Source organism: Desulfosarcina sp., from assembly GCF_046496365.1.
In the GTDB taxonomy this organism is placed as follows: domain Bacteria; phylum Desulfobacterota; class Desulfobacteria; order Desulfobacterales; family Desulfosarcinaceae; genus Desulfosarcina.
In genome coordinates, this window is sequence record NZ_JAWOHB010000190.1 from 1 (window position 1) to 14,310 (window position 14,310).

Annotated in this window: 13 protein-coding genes; 7 read left to right on the plus strand and 6 right to left on the minus strand. The window is 58.4% G+C overall.

The window, feature by feature from the left end:
• The coding region (era, locus tag R6V78_RS18740) for a GTPase Era (protein WP_410290915.1) at positions 1 to 749 on the plus strand (749 nt) is incomplete at its 5' end.
• 42 nt (positions 750 to 791) lie between these two features.
• Here era and R6V78_RS18745 read toward each other — a convergent pair.
• Entirely contained in the window at positions 792 to 1,904 is a 1,113-nt protein-coding gene (locus tag R6V78_RS18745) for a S41 family peptidase (RefSeq protein WP_410290916.1), read from the minus strand.
• On the opposite strand from R6V78_RS18745, the gene R6V78_RS18750 reads away from it, so the two are divergent.
• The 4 genes from R6V78_RS18750 to R6V78_RS18765 all read left to right on the plus strand — a co-directional run bounded on the left by R6V78_RS18750 (position 1,839) and on the right by R6V78_RS18765 (position 6,108).
• Positions 1,839 to 3,122 (plus strand): outer membrane beta-barrel protein, encoded by a 1,284-nt coding sequence (locus tag R6V78_RS18750; protein ID WP_410290917.1) that lies wholly within the window; start codon positions 1,839 to 1,841, stop codon positions 3,120 to 3,122. The two genes, R6V78_RS18745 and R6V78_RS18750, sit on opposite strands and share 66 nt — an antisense overlap.
• Before the next feature lie 86 nt (positions 3,123 to 3,208).
• Entirely contained in the window at positions 3,209 to 3,559 is a 351-nt protein-coding gene (locus R6V78_RS18755; protein WP_410290918.1) for a four helix bundle protein, read from the plus strand.
• An 85-nt stretch (positions 3,560 to 3,644) separates the two neighbouring features.
• Positions 3,645 to 5,213 carry a GumC family protein gene (locus tag R6V78_RS18760; RefSeq protein WP_410290919.1) on the plus strand — a complete coding sequence of 523 codons (1,569 nt, stop codon included), beginning with the start codon at positions 3,645 to 3,647 and terminating at the stop codon, positions 5,211 to 5,213.
• A gap of 61 nt (positions 5,214 to 5,274) precedes the next feature.
• A complete protein-coding gene (locus tag R6V78_RS18765; RefSeq protein WP_410290920.1) occupies positions 5,275 to 6,108 on the plus strand; it encodes a CpsD/CapB family tyrosine-protein kinase in 834 nt (277 codons plus the stop codon).
• A gap of 208 nt (positions 6,109 to 6,316) precedes the next feature.
• Here R6V78_RS18765 and R6V78_RS18770 read toward each other — a convergent pair whose 3' ends face one another.
• From R6V78_RS18770 to serC, 4 genes are all read right to left on the minus strand, one after another.
• Complete coding sequence (locus tag R6V78_RS18770) at positions 6,317 to 7,525, minus strand: ExeA family protein (RefSeq protein ID WP_410290921.1); 1,209 nt, start codon at positions 7,523 to 7,525, stop codon at positions 6,317 to 6,319.
• A gap of 171 nt (positions 7,526 to 7,696) precedes the next feature.
• Complete coding sequence (locus R6V78_RS18775) at positions 7,697 to 8,287, minus strand: hypothetical protein (RefSeq protein ID WP_410290922.1); 591 nt, start codon at positions 8,285 to 8,287, stop codon at positions 7,697 to 7,699.
• Positions 8,288 to 8,390: 103 nt separating this feature from the next.
• On the minus strand, positions 8,391 to 10,133 hold the full coding sequence (locus R6V78_RS18780; protein ID WP_410290923.1) for an aldehyde ferredoxin oxidoreductase family protein: 1,743 nt from the start codon (positions 10,131 to 10,133) through the stop codon (positions 8,391 to 8,393).
• A gap of 257 nt (positions 10,134 to 10,390) precedes the next feature.
• Positions 10,391 to 11,479 carry a 3-phosphoserine/phosphohydroxythreonine transaminase gene (serC, locus tag R6V78_RS18785; RefSeq protein ID WP_410290924.1) on the minus strand — a complete coding sequence of 363 codons (1,089 nt, stop codon included), beginning with the start codon at positions 11,477 to 11,479 and terminating at the stop codon, positions 10,391 to 10,393.
• Positions 11,480 to 11,690: 211 nt separating this feature from the next.
• Here serC and hisD point away from each other — a divergent pair, with 211 nt between their 5' ends.
• Together hisD and ltaE are read left to right on the plus strand one after the other, a co-directional pair.
• On the plus strand, positions 11,691 to 13,010 hold the full coding sequence (gene hisD, locus R6V78_RS18790) for a histidinol dehydrogenase (RefSeq protein WP_410290925.1): 1,320 nt from the start codon (positions 11,691 to 11,693) through the stop codon (positions 13,008 to 13,010).
• A gap of 7 nt (positions 13,011 to 13,017) precedes the next feature.
• Positions 13,018 to 14,055 carry a low-specificity L-threonine aldolase gene (gene ltaE, locus R6V78_RS18795; protein WP_410290926.1) on the plus strand — a complete coding sequence of 346 codons (1,038 nt, stop codon included), beginning with the start codon at positions 13,018 to 13,020 and terminating at the stop codon, positions 14,053 to 14,055.
• Positions 14,056 to 14,105: 50 nt separating this feature from the next.
• Here the strand turns inward: ltaE and R6V78_RS18800 are convergent.
• On the minus strand, positions 14,106 to 14,310 hold a 205-nt coding region (locus tag R6V78_RS18800; RefSeq protein ID WP_410290927.1), incomplete at its 5' end, for a HEAT repeat domain-containing protein.

Consider the following 14,310-nt stretch of genomic DNA (forward strand, 5'->3'; position numbering starts at 1 on the left):
CAGACTACCAGGTCGTTTTTCTCGATACACCGGGACTCCACAAATCCCGTGAGCCAATGAACGTGGAGATGGTCAGAGTGGCAATGGAAAGTCTGACGGAGGTTGATCTGGTGCTGTTCCTGGTCGATGTTTCCCTGCCGCTGCCGGAAAAGGTACAGAGGGAAAAAGCGGTGGAGCATGCCGAGTATCTGCAGAGGATCAAATGCCCGGCGATCATGGTGCTGAATAAAATTGACCTGATCGACAGGAAGAAGGTCCTGCCTTTTATCGATTCCTATGCAAAACTCTATCCCTTTCATGCGGTGATTCCGGTATCCGCCCTTGGCGGTGACGGCCTGGATAGCCTGTTTGCGGAAATTCTCACCCTGCTGCCGATGGGACCAAGATATTTCCCCGAGGATATTCCAACAGATGCCTCGGAGAGGTTTTTATGTGCAGAGATCGTCAGGGAAAAAGTCTTTCTTCTCACCGGGCAGGAAATACCCTATTCAACAGCCGTGCTGATAGAATCTTTCAAGGAAGATGACATCAAGAAACTGGTGACGATTCACGCGGCAATTGTCCTCGAAAAACAATCCCAGAAGGGAATCGTCATCGGTAAGGGCGGCAAAAAACTCAAAAGCATCGGCATCGCGGCAAGAAAGGACATTGAAGCCCTCATCGGCGAGAAGGTCCTTCTCAAATTGTGGGTAAAGGTGAAAAAGAACTGGTCGCAGGATGAACGGTTTCTCAAAGAACTTGGCTATTAGAAACTCGTTCTCTGACGGATTCTTTTCCTTTTTCCCGTCCCGTCACGGAGCGTCTTCTTTACTCTCATAAAAAAGATCAAGGCTCTTGAGAATGTTGTAGGCGGTGCGCAGCTGGTTGTCGGTCTGCAGTCGCTCTTCCAGTTTATCGGCTTGCCGGTCTTGTCCATTGTCCTTGTCCGGCTTCATGCCCGGCAGGTGGCGGGCAAGATCGACTTCTTTCACCTGCCTTTTTTGGGCTTCGGACTCTTCCGGGGGCAGGCAGGTGATGAGTGGTATTTCAACATCCGGAGTGATGCCCAGGGCCTGGATGGAACGATTATCGGGGGTGTAGTATCTTGCCGTGGTCATGCGCAGCCCGGCACCGTCCGGCAGAGGGATAATTGTCTGCACCGAGCCTTTACCGAAAGTCCGGGTGCCGACGATAATAGCTCGTTTATGGGCCTGCAGAGCCCCTGCGACGATCTCTGCAGCACTGGCCGAACCTTCATTGACCAGGACCACCAGAGGGTAGATGCTCTTTTCGCCATTATCGCGGGCGACATAGACGTTATTCTGGTCTTCTCGTCGCCCTTTGGTGTAAACGATAGTTCCCTTGTCGAGAAAAATATCGGCAATGCTCACGGCTTGCTGCAGGAGTCCTCCAGGGTTATTGCGCAAGTCGAGAATGAGCCCGTTCAGCCGGTGGATAATTTGCAATTCCCGCAATTTGGCCTTAAAATCGCCGGTGGTATGGCTTTGGAAATTGGTAATTCTGGCGTAGGCAAAGCCGGCCGAAAGAAATTCCGCCTTGACCGACTGGATTGGGATCATTTCTCGTTTGAAGGTTATTTTCTTGAGCTCTTCCCAGCCTTCCCGGTGAATGGATATCGTCACCCTAAAAGACGTGAGGGCGTGAGACCGTGAGGTGCGCCTACCGGCCCTTACGGTCTTCCAGCTTTTGAGCCCCTCACGCCTTACGCCTAACGCCTCACGGCAGTTAGCCCCTAACGCCTTGCGGTTTAAAAAACCGTGAACCGTGAACCGGTAACCGTCAACCGATGGTGCGTAAATGGATAAGCTGACAGAAAAAAGAAAGGAACCCATCCGACCGTGAAACAGGTACCGATGCGAATGGCACTGGGGTTGATAACGGCGATGGTTTTGGGCGGCGCCCATGGCGTGACGGCTGCCGACAATCAGTTGATCACCTCGGTGGCCCTGATCCACGAGTATAACGACAACCTCCGCCTCGATCACACCGATGAACTGTCTGACAACATCACCACGGTGGCCCCCAAACTGGAACTGGTGCATAACAGTGAACGCTACCGGGTCCGTGCCGACGGCAGGCTGGATTTCTACCGTTACGAGGAATACGATCAGTTCGATGACACGGACCAGTGGTACAACGGTTTTTTAGATGCCACGCCCACGGAACGCTGGCGCTTCGGCGCCGAAGCCCATTTCAGCGACGACAACCGGCCGGACCGCGATATCCAGGAGACCGGCCTGGTGCTGAGCAATATCCGACGCAAGCGCATCAATGCCGGCACGTCGGCCGAATACACCTTTTCGGAGATGCTCGCCGGCGGTCTGGTCCTGGAGTTCAACCGCGAGGATTTCGACGATCCGGAGACTTCGGACCGCCGGGACTACCACGTGGTGCTGGGCCTGACGCGCAGCCTGGACGCCTGGCTGGCCCGAACCACCGGCCGGCTGAACCTGGGCTACAGCCACTACGAATTCGAACGCGAGTTCGACCGCACCGGCACCCTGGGTTTCCTGGAGGTGACAACCCTGGTAGAGGACCGCTCCGAGGTCGACTACTACTCACTGACCGCCGGCACCGACACCGCCCTGACCGAAAAGGTCAATCTCAGCGTGGATCTGGGGGGGCGCTATGCCCAATCGCAGCGCGAACTGCAGGTGTCGCGGAGCTACGTTCCGCCGCTGATCACCGAGGCGCCGCTGATCACGGATGAAGACTACGACAGCTTTGGTTTTGTGGGCAGCCTGACCTTCACCTACCGGGGCGAACGGTCCCGGTCCGACGTGTTCCTGTCCCATGATCTGACTCCCGTGAGCGGCAGCAATGCCACGGCCAATCGGACCATCGCCCGGGTCAGCGGCAGCCTGCGTCTGCTGGAGCGGCTGCACGGCAATGTCTACTTTCAATGGTATCAGAACCTCAGCGAACAGGACGACCCCACCCAGCAGGACATCGACACCCAGACCTGGAACGCCGGCGGTGGGCTGCGCTGGACCTTGAACGACTATCTCGACCTGGCCGCCAATTACGTCTACACGATTGTCGACAACCGGGAAGCCGGCACCACCGCGTACCGCAACCTGGCTACCCTTCAGCTGGAAGCCCATCATGACTGGTTGGAATAAAGACAAAGATGGTTGACGGTTCACGGTTGACGGTTCACGGTTGACGGTTACCGGTTAAAACAGCAATAAGCAGCTTAAGGAGAATTTTGAGCTCCTCTTTTGAAGATTTGGAAGTTTGGAAAAAATCATGCCGGTTATCCGTGCGACTCTATAAATTATTAAAAGACTGCCGCGATTTTGGAATCAAAGATCAAATGCTGCGATCGTCGATATCCATTCCATCAAATATTGCAGAAGGAAGCGAAAGAAAAAGTGTTCCGGATTTCCAAAGGTTTATCAACATTGCCCAAGGATCGGCTGCAGAACTGAGGACACAAATTTATATCTCAAAAGAAGTTGATATATTTTCAGAGATAGAGGCAAGGGGATTAATTGAAGAGTTGAAATCAATATCTAAAATGCTTCAATCGTTGCATGGTTCATTGAAAAAGCCGTAAGCAGTAAACCGTCAACCGCAAACCGTCAACCGTCAACCGTGAACTAACCAACCAACTTGAACACCCGAAAGGTATAAGCGTAAATATGGAAGAGCAGACTCTGGAAATCGGTGACTATGTCGATATCCTCAAACGGCGCAAATGGTCGCTGCTGCTGCCGGCGCTGCTGGTGATGGCGCTTGCCGGCGCGGTGGCATTTTTGCTGCCGTCGATTTACAAGTCGACGGCGACCATCCTCATCGAGGAACAGGACATCCCGGCCGATTTCGTCATGACCACCGTCACCGGCTACGCCGAGCAGCGCATCCAGTCGACCCAGCAGCGCATCATGAGTTCGACGCGACTCATGGAGATTGTCAAACGATTCAACCTCTACGCGGAATACCTGGATCGATGGACGATCGAAGAGATTGTCGAAAAAATGCGTGAGGATATCCAGCTGGAACTCATCAGCGCGGACACCATCGATCGGCGCACCGGCCGGCCCACCGCAGCCACCATTGCGTTCACCCTCTCCTATGAAGGCAAGCAGGCCGCCACCGTCCAGCGGGTCACCGACAACCTCGTCTCGCTGTTTTTGAGCGAAAACCTGCAGGTGCGCCAGCGGCAGACCACCGAGACCACGGAGTTTCTGGAAGAAGAAGCCCAGCGGGTGAGAGGCCAGCTGGACGAGCTGGAGCAGAAGGTTTCCGCCTTCAAGGAGATCCACCTCAACTCCCTGCCGGAGATGATCCAGGTCAATATCCGTTCACTGGACAATTACGAGTCCAGCCTGGAGCGCATCGACGAGCAGATTCGCATGCTCCGGGAGCGCGAGGGCTACCTGGAAACCCAGCTGGCCAGCATCCCGGAAACCGAGAACACCGAGAAACAGCGCCTGCGACAGCTTGAACTCGAGCTGGTCGATCTGCAGACCCGTTTCACGGAGGACTATCCGGATGTAAAAAAAATGCAGCGTGAGATCGCTGAACTGAAAAAACGCATGGCCGCGAAATCGGCCGTCCCCGACAGCCAGAGGGAGATGCCGGACAATACGGCCTTCATCACCCTGGCATCCCAGCTGTCCAGCACGCGTGCGGAAATCAAGTCGCTGAGCCAGCAGAAAGCGGATTTAAGTGCCAAAGCCGACAGTTTTCGCCAGCGGATCGAAAATACGCCCAAAATCGAACAGGAATACAACAACCTGATTCTGGACCGCAAAAACACCCAGGCCAAGTATGAAGACCTGCTGCGAAAGACCATGGAGGCCAATGTGGCCATGGGGCTGGAGAAGGAGCAAAAGGGGGAGCGCTTCACCCTGATCGACCCGGCCCGGCTGCCTGAAAAACCGTACAAACCGAACCGGCTGGCCATTGTCCTGATCGGGGTGGTGCTCGGCGTCGGGGCCGGCGTAGGCTTCGCCGCGCTGCGCGAGTTCTCCGACCAGGCCATTCACAATCCAGAGGGCCTGGCAAAAATATCGTCGCTGCCGATTTTAGTCAGCATCCCCGACATCCTGACTCCCATGGACCGCAGCAGTAGACGATTCAAACGCTTGGCCTGGAGCGTTGCCGCCCTGGTCGGTATCGGGGCGTGTGTGTTCGCGTTTCACAGCCTGGTGATGGATGTCAATGTGTTCTGGGCAAAACTGATGCGCAAGCTGCCTTTGATGTAGGGGCCACTCGTGGGCGTAGTCGTGCGCAGGTATTTACTCTGGTGATCTAAAGGATATGCCAATGAATTTGAGAAAAGCGCTGGACAGGGCAAAAAATGAGCGGGAGATTCAAATCAATTCTGCTGGGACCCATGCTGCCAAGGGACCGCCGCCTGACCGTTCAGGATGGCTGCCGCCGGTCTATTCGCAGTCTAAAACCGTCACCATCGACCTGCCGACGGCCGTGAAAAACCACTGTGTGGCCCTGTCGACCGAGTTTGCCGAGGTCAACTACTACAAGGTGCTGCGGACGCAGCTTCGTCAAATAGGCCAACAGAAAAAATGGAACACGATGATGGTCACCAGCGCTTCTCCCAATGAGGGCAAGACGGTGACATCCATCAACCTGGCAGCCACCTTTGCCAGGGAATACAACCACACGGTCCTGTTGGTGGATGCAGATTTGAGAATGCAGATGGTTCACCGCTATCTCGGCTACAGCAGCCAGGTGGGGATGCTCGACTACCTCGAAGGCAAAGCGGACATGAACGAGATCATCACCTGGCCGGGAATAGAAAAATTCACCGTCATCTCGGGCAGCCGGGTAGTGGTTGACAGTTCCGAGCTGATCGGTTCCCCCCGCATGCAGTCGCTCATGCAAGAACTCAAGAACCGCTACGACGATCGCTACGTTATTTTTGACGCGCCGCCCATTTTGGGTGTTGCCGATGCACTGGCCTTTGCGCCCCTGGTGGACTGCATCATCATCGTGGTGGGTGCCGGCATTACCAGCCGCCACGACCTGAAAGAAGCCCTGGCGCTGTTGCCGCAGGAAAAAATCGCCGGTTTCGTGCTCAACCGGTTTAAAGGTCCCAACCGGATGTACGGCAAATATGGGTACCGGTATGGAACCTGAAGCTTGAGCAGACAGGTTGGATGGATGGGTTGGGTAGGTTTTATTCGTTTGGCGACGTTTCACGAGCCCGTCAAATTTGATAACCCCGTAAAAAGCCCCCGGAGTGTCATTCCCGCGAAGGCGGGAACCGATAACTATTTGAAACTTATGGATCCCCACCTTCGCGGGGATGACAGTAAATCTGAAATTTCGACGTTTTACGATTCCATCAAGGTTCTCGACCTTCCGTTTCCTTTTTCAATGCCTGCTTGGCCTCCTCCATCATCAGCAGCTGGGCGTATTTGGTCTTCACGTCACGCTTCCTCGCCTGTCCGTCTAAGCCCTTCCCATCTTCTTTCTCACTCATAATTGCATCTTGAGGCTGATCCTGTTGCAGCGTCTGGCTGAATTTTGCCATCAGCCGGTCAAAGCGCTGCTGCTCCGTGACGAGCAGCTGCTGGTACTTCAGCAGCAGGTCGTTTTGGACCTTTTCGGTGAATTTTTCGTGCTGCTGCTTCAATTCGGCAAGTGATTCTTCCAGCGAATGAATCCGCTCCATGATCCCCGGCCCTGCGCCGCCCCCGGAAACCATCCCCTTGGTCTTCTTCCTGCCAGCCGGTTTTTCCTCGCCCACAGGCATGCAGACCCTGTCTTTGATCACCTTTTCGACCACCGCCAGTTCGATGTGCTGCAGATTGTCGGCGAATCCGTAGACCAGGGCCGTGTCGCACATCAAGTTGATGCTGCGTGGAATCCCTCCCGAATGCCTGTGGATCCTCTGGACCGCCTCCGGGGCGAAGAGGTCCGGCTTTCCGCCTGCCTTCTGGATTCGGTAGCCGATGTAGTCGCGCGTCTGGTCCGCGTCCAGGGGGGTGATGTGGTAGTTGACTGCAATCCGCTGGGCCAGCTGCCTGAATTCGGGCAAGTTCAACCGGTTTTTCAATTCCGGTTGACCCACCAGCATGATCTGCAACAGGATCTGGTCGTCGGTTTGCAGGTTCGAGAGCATGCGAATATCTTCCAAGGCATCATCGGACAGGTTCTGGGCCTCGTCGACAATCAGGAGCACATGATTTCCCATGGCGTAGCGGTCGATCAGAAATTGGTAGAGCAGCTGCAGATGCCTCTCTTTATCCGTGGTGTCGCAGGGGATGTCGAACTCGCTGAGAATCCGCCGCAGCATCTGATCCGCGGTGAAGTTGGTGTTGAAGATGACGGCGACGTCCATCTGCGATTCAATTTTATTGAGCATGCAGCGGATCAGGGTCGTCTTGCCGGCACCGATCTCACCAGTGAGCAGAATAAACCCCACTTTCTCGCTGAGTCCATATTCCAGGTAGGTGAGCGCATTGGCGTGGTTTTTACTCAAAAACAGAATCTCAGGGTTGGGAACAATACTGAAGGGCTTTGCCGTCAATCCGTAGTGCGATTCATACATGAGCTTTCGACCCACCTTCTAAAAGCGTTGATTGACAACCTGCATCTCCGGCGCATTGTCAACGGTTAAACCCAAGGTCCTTCCATCCCGGCGGCACCGGGTTTCGCTTGTCGGCCAGTTGCTCCGATATAGCATGATTAAGGGATCATCCGCAATCCACCGGCGGGGGTATCAGCCGGCGGCGCTGACTGACAGGGATATGCGCCCACTGGCCAGCGTTGAAAAAAAAGCGCTGTCCGCTGCTACCGTCTGACCATCCCTTCGCACTTTGCGGATGCAGCGGCCAAACGCCTCGGGGCAGCGATCGATGCTGCGCTGAAGATCACGGCCGTCCACCTCCACACCCGCTTCCAGCAGGCGGCCGCCGACCTCTCTGGCCACCATATTGAAGAGCTTGACGGTGACCTGACCCGATGTTTCGCAGACGCCGCATGCATCGGCGGGCTGGGAGATGTCCTTGCGAAAGGCGGCGTAGCGCCCCCCCTTGCGCATGGTGGCTCCCAGCAGGCCGGGCATGGCTGCACTCAGGGCCAGGGTCGATCCGTTTCTGACCACGACTGCATCCACGTCGTCCACCGGACGGGCATCCAGAAACAGGGTCTGGACGCGCTGGTTGAGGTAATCCCCGGAGATGCCCAGCTGACCGCACAGGAAATCCCTGAGCGTGCAGCCGGTCTTCGCGGAGACGATGACGCCTTTTTCCAGAAGTGCGTAGAACAGATGGATGCAGCTTGGGTCGACATGCAGCTCGAGTCGGGTCATGGCGGGTCCTTTGGGGGAGGCGCGATAGGGGCCTCGTTAAACAAACGGGGAGATCCTTGCGGACCTCCCCGTGCATTGTTGTGGTGACGCGGCAAACCTGCTTCTACCAGTTGAAAACCGTGTCCAGTTCCTCGTCCTTGACGCCGAAAGTCACGTTGTGCGGCGCCAGGGGCTCGTTTTTGAAATAGTCGGGCAGGCGGTCATCCTTGGCGGTGAAGCCGGCGGCGCGGTTGAATTCACGCTCGTTGGTCAGCACCGATTTGCCCAGGGCCGTCACGTCATCGGCAGTCATCGGCTGGCCGACGAATGCGCCGACCATGTCCACCAGCGCATTGAAGGTGTCGGGTTGATCGAGAATGGCAAAGGCGATGAACAGGCACATGCCGGTGGAGTCGATGGCCGCGGTGGCAATCTGCAGGTTTCTGGAGAGGTCCACCTGGCCTTCGGGCTTTAGGGCATCCACGCTGCCGCCCACGCCCAGCAGGTTGGTGGCCACGGCATAGCCGGCGGTATGGTCGGCGCCCATGGTGGTGGTCGCATAGGTGACGCCGATGCCCTGAACCGCACGGGGGTCATAGGCGGGCATGGACTGGCGTTTGACCACGGGCACGCGCTCCACGCCGAAGACCTGGCCGGTGACGGCGGCGCCGTTGCCCAGAATTCTTCCCAGCGGTGTTCCGTCGCCCACTTCCTGGACCAGCCGGATGGCCGCCTCACCGTCCCCGAACTTGGCCAGACCGGCTTCCATGGCCACGCCGATGGTGGCGCCCATTTCGATGGTGTCCACGCCGAAGTCGTCATCCATGCGGTCCAACTGGGCGATCACGTCCAGGTCGTCGATGCCGCAGTTGCCGCCGTGCGCCCAGACGGTTTCGTACTCGGGCTGCTTGGTGAGGAAATTGCCGTTCTTGCCGTAGAAGGTGCCCGAGCAGCGGATAATACAGCCCCGGTGGCACCCGTGGGTGGCCGAGCCTTCCCCGCCGCGTTCGTTTTCCAGGGCCGCCTGGGTCTCACCGGAGATGTTGGATGCGCCCGCAAACTGGCCCTGCTTGAAATTGTGGGTCGGGTAGCCGCCGGCCTCGTTGACCACGTTGGTGAGTACATTGGTGCCGAATGCGGGCAGCCCCTCACCGGTGACCGGGTGTTTGCGCAGGCCTTCGGCAAAGGCTTTGTTGGCGGCCTTGAATTTTTCCGGATCAGCCGGGGTCCGCATCTTCAGGCCCTCGTCATCCAGGATGATGGCCTTGAGGCCCTTGGATCCCATGACCGCGCCGACGCCCCCGCGCCCGGCGTGGCGCGTCGGGCGCTGCTCCATGTCGGTGACGGCGATGGAGGCGGCCGACATTTTCATTTCGCCGGCCTGGCCGATGGAGATGCAGGCCGTCTTATTGCCATACTGGGCGGCCAGTTTGTCCACCGTGGCGTAGTTGCCCAGGCCTTTGAGGTCGGCGGCGGATTCGACCTTGACGCCATGCTTGTCGATGAAGACCTTGTACAGGCGGTCATCGGGCGCCTTGCCCTCGAGGATAATGGCCGCATAACCCAATCGTCCCATCACCTGGGCGGCCTGTCCGCCGGAGTTGGCTTCCTTGATGCCGCCGGTGAGCGGGCTCTTGCAGCCGATGCTCAACCGACCGGACATGACTGCGGCCGATCCGCTGAGCAGGCCCGGCGCGATGACCAGTTTGTTGGCGCTGCCCAGCGGGTGGCAGGTGGGGGGTACTTCCCGGGCGATGACTGCCGAGGTCATCGCCCGACCGCCCAAACCGGCATAGGCTCCCAAGGCTTCGGTCTTGACGGCCGGCCCCCCGGGGGCGCTCATGTTGATTCTCAAAATTTTGTCCATGGTTCCCTCCTGTCCATATGCGGCTGGTGTTAAAAAGATCCGTGACGCGACGGTCGTAATGACGATAGATGGGAATACCGATCACCCTGTCTGTAATTATGGGTCTCGGGCGGTAATGTCAAGGAAAACCAAAAACGACAGCCAGGCGGCAGGCCCTGAATTCTGACTCCTGAATTCGCTTAGGCCCCCCACCCCGATAAGGGTCCATCGTCCTGGCTTTGCGGGACCGTCAACGCTGGGTGCCAGGGCCAGGATGCCTACCCGTGCCGGCGTTCAAAGGTTTTCATAAAGTCCACCAGGGCCTCTACAGCCGTAAGGGGCGTCGGATTGTAAATGGATGCCCGGCAGCCGCCCACGCTGCGGTGACCTTTTAACCCGCCCATACCATTTTGGGCGGCTTCGGCCACGAAGTCCTTTTCCAGGTCCTCGCTGGGCAGGCGGAAGGTGACATTCATCAAGGACCGGCTCTCTTTTTCCGCCGTTCCCCGGTAAAACCCGCTTGCGTCCATGCAGTCGTAGAGCAGGCCGGCTTTTTTGCGGTTCAGTTCGGCCATCTTGTCCAGGCCGCCAACGGTCTCTTCCAGCCATTTGAGCACCAGCTGAACCGTGTAGATGGCGAAGCAGGGCGGGGTGTTGTACATGGAGTTCTTCTCCGCATAGGTGCTGTAGCGCAGCATGGTGGGGATGTTCACGGGGGTGCGGGCCAGCAGATCGTCGCGGATGATTACCAGACAGACGCCGGCGGGGCCTATATTCTTCTGGGCGCCGGCATAGATCAGGCCGAATTTGTCCATCTCCAGCGGCCTGGAGAAAATGTCCGAACTCATATCCGCGGCGATGGGGACGCCCCCGGTTGACGGAAACTGCGCCCATTGGGTACCCTTGATGGTGTTGTTGGAAGTGATATGGGCGTAGACGGCATCCGTGTTGAACGCGATCTCACGGGGGATATAGGAAAAGTTACGGTCCTCGGAGGAGGCCGCCACGTTGATGGATTTGCCCTGGAGGGTGGCCTCTTTGATCGCCTTGGTCGACCATGTGCCGGTGTTGACGTAGTCGGCGGTATCGCCGGCCTTGAGCAGGTTCATGGGAAGCATGCAGAACTGCAGGCTGGCACCGCCCTGGACGAAGAGCACATGATGGCGGCTGTCCAGTTTGAGGATCCGCTTGACCCGCGCCACGGCGTCATTGATCACCGCTTCGAACCATTTTGACCGGTGGCTGATTTCTGTGATCGACATGCCGGAGCCGGCGAAGTTGAGAAAGGATTCCTGGATTGCTTCCAATACCGGCAGGGGCAGGGCGGCCGGCCCGGCGTTGAAATTATGGATTCTGTCCGTTTTCATCGAAGGTAACCTCCATTTGGAATGTGTCGGGGGGTGCCGGCGCCCAACCCGTTTCCAGACCGGCGTCGGCCGATTGACCCCGTATTTCTGCAGATAGCGCACGATAAGTCAACTCGTAAGATCAATTATATAATGATGCCAGTTCATCGATTGACAAAAACCGTGAATCCACAATAAATGAGGACAACTCAGCCAGAAAGGAAGCCGTGTCATGAAAATCCTGCGCTACCCGTCCGCCGCCGCAGAAAAAAAGCTCAAATCGATCATTGACCGCAATATCGAATTCAGAAAAACCGACATCCAGATGGTCACCCGCATGCTCAACGACGTCAAACGCAACGGGGACAGCGCCCTGATCCGATACAGCCGGCAGTATGATGCGCCGCACATGCGCATCGAGGAGATTGCGGTGACGCCTCAAGAGATGACCGCGGCCGGCAAAAAGGTGGACCGGGCGTTTCTGCGGGCGTTGAACCGGGCCACCGTTCAGATCGAAGGCTTTCATCGCCAGCAGCTGCCCCGATCCTGGATCGATACCCGACGGCCCGGCACCCTTTTGGGGCAGATGGTCAATCCGGTTGATGCCGCCGGCATCTATGTGCCCGGCGGAAAGGGCGGTGCCACCCCGCTGGTTTCATCGGTGCTCATGGGAGCCATTCCGGCCAAAATCGCCGGCGTCCCGCGGGTGGTGATGGCCACCCCGCCCATGCCTTCGGGGGAGGTGGCGCCGCATCTTCTCGTGGCGGCCAAAAAGGTGGGAGTGGATGCCGTTTACAAGGTCGGCAGCGCCTGGGCCGTCGGCGCCCTGGCCTACGGTACACAGACCATACCCAAGGTCAATGTCATCGTCGGGCCCGGCAACATCTTCGTCACCCTGGCCAAAAAAATCGTCGCCGGCACGGTGGGCATCGATATGATCGCCGGCCCCAGTGAAATCCTGGTGATCGCCGATGGGACGGCGCATGCGGAGTTCACCGCCGCCGATCTTCTCAGCCAGGCGGAGCACGACCCGCTGGCGGCGGCTGTTCTGGTCACCGACTCGGCGGAGTTGGCCCAAACGGTGCAAACGGCTGTGGAGCGGCAGCTGGAATCGCTGCCCCGCGCCGATATCGCCCGCCAAAGCCTGGCCGCCTTCGGCGCCATTCTGGTCGTCGAGAATCTGGACACCGCCATCCAACTGGCCAACGACATCGCACCCGAACACCTGGAGCTTCAGGTGGCCAACCCCATGGATGCAGCCTTGCGTCTGCGCAATGCCGGGGCCATATTTCTGGGACACTATACGCCGGAACCGGTGGGCGACTACATGGCCGGACCCAACCATGTCCTGCCGACGGCCGGCACGGCGCGCTTCTCTTCGGCGCTGTCCGTGGACCACTTCATGAAAAAAACAAGCCTGATCCAGTATTCATCGGCGGCCTTCAGGCGGGAAGCGGCCGATATCATCTGCCTGGCCGCCGTCGAAGGGCTCGGGGCCCACGCCCATGCCATTCAAGTCCGCCTGTCAAAACCCTCAATCGATAAAGGATAATGTCGCCATGGACATCATTGACCTGAGATCGGACACCGTCACCCGGCCCACCCCTTCCATGCGAACGGCCATGGCAGCGGCCGAAGTGGGCGACGATGTATTCAAGGAAGACCCCACCGTCAACCGACTGGAGGAGATGGCGGCACGCCGCATGGGGAAACCCGCCGCACTGCTGGTCTCTTCGGGCACCATGGGCAATCTGGTTGCTCAGCTGGCCCACTGCGGTCGCGGCGATGAGACGATCCTGGGGGACCAGTCGCATGTATTTTTCTACGAGCAGGGCGGTGCCGCGGCCCTGGGGGGCATCCATCCGCGGACCCTGTCCAACGAACCGGACGGCACCATCGACCTGGAGAAGATCGAAGCGGCCATCCGTCCCGACGATGTGCATTTTCCCCGCTCGCGCCTGGTCATTCTGGAAAACACGCACAACCGCTGCGGCGGCACGCCCCTGACACCTGCATATACGACAGCGGTGGGCCGTCTGGCCAGGCGGCGTGAGTTGAAACTCCACATCGACGGTGCCCGTATTTTCAATGCCGCGGTGGCTCTGGGTGTCGATGCGGCCCAGCTCGCCGCACCGGCTGATTCGGTGACTTTTTGCCTGAGCAAGGGGTTGGCCGCACCGGTGGGATCGGTCGTCTGCGGCGATGAAACCTTCATCGCCCGGGCGAGAAGAGTGCGCAAATCCTTGGGGGGAGGCATGCGGCAGGCGGGCGTCATCGCCGCCGCCGGAATCGTGGCGTTGAACGAAATGGTTGCACGGCTGGCCGAAGACCATGCCAACGCCAGGACCCTGGCAAAGGGATTGGCGCAGATTCCGGGTCTGCAGATCGATCCGGACGCAACGGCCACCAATATTGTCTATTTCCGCGTGGTCCGCAACGGGCTGGACGCGCAGGCGATGGCTGCACGCCTGGGCACCGAAGGCGTGCGTGTGCTGCCGACGGCCCGGGACCAGATGCGGGCGGTGATGAACTACCATGTGACGGCTGCGGATGTGCAGCGGGCGCTGGCGGTTTTCAGCCGGGTCATGAAGGCCTAAGGCCATTTAACGCTGGGGCGGTGGCTGACTGCGGCCGCCAACTGCTGCGGTTAGCGGGTAAAAAAAGGCGGCCCGCCGGGTTCATCCAACCCGGCGGGTAAAGGGCGGCGGAGACGCGGTGCGGCGCGCTGCACCCCGCGCCGTCCCAACGCATCGGCGGCCGCGGCGCGCACCGGCCAGCGCGGGTGTTCGAGCGTCTCGATCAGCCGGTCATCGTCAACCAATGACGCCGCGGTCGCGCCGAGACAGGCGTCG

Coding starts and splice junctions, on each gene's coding strand:
- R6V78_RS18745 (WP_410290916.1), bottom strand. CDS start 1,904: ATGGGCGCCGCCCAAAACCATCGCCGTTATCAACCCCAGTGCCATTCG.
- R6V78_RS18760 (WP_410290919.1), top strand. CDS start 3,645: ATGGAAGAGCAGACTCTGGAAATCGGTGACTATGTCGATATCCTCAAA.
- R6V78_RS18765 (WP_410290920.1), top strand. CDS start 5,275: ATGAATTTGAGAAAAGCGCTGGACAGGGCAAAAAATGAGCGGGAGATT.
- R6V78_RS18770 (WP_410290921.1), bottom strand. CDS start 7,525: ATGTATGAATCGCACTACGGATTGACGGCAAAGCCCTTCAGTATTGTT.
- R6V78_RS18775 (WP_410290922.1), bottom strand. CDS start 8,287: ATGACCCGACTCGAGCTGCATGTCGACCCAAGCTGCATCCATCTGTTC.
- R6V78_RS18780 (WP_410290923.1), bottom strand. CDS start 10,133: ATGGACAAAATTTTGAGAATCAACATGAGCGCCCCCGGGGGGCCGGCC.
- serC (WP_410290924.1), bottom strand. CDS start 11,479: ATGAAAACGGACAGAATCCATAATTTCAACGCCGGGCCGGCCGCCCTG.
- hisD (WP_410290925.1), top strand. CDS start 11,691: ATGAAAATCCTGCGCTACCCGTCCGCCGCCGCAGAAAAAAAGCTCAAA.
- ltaE (WP_410290926.1), top strand. CDS start 13,018: ATGGACATCATTGACCTGAGATCGGACACCGTCACCCGGCCCACCCCT.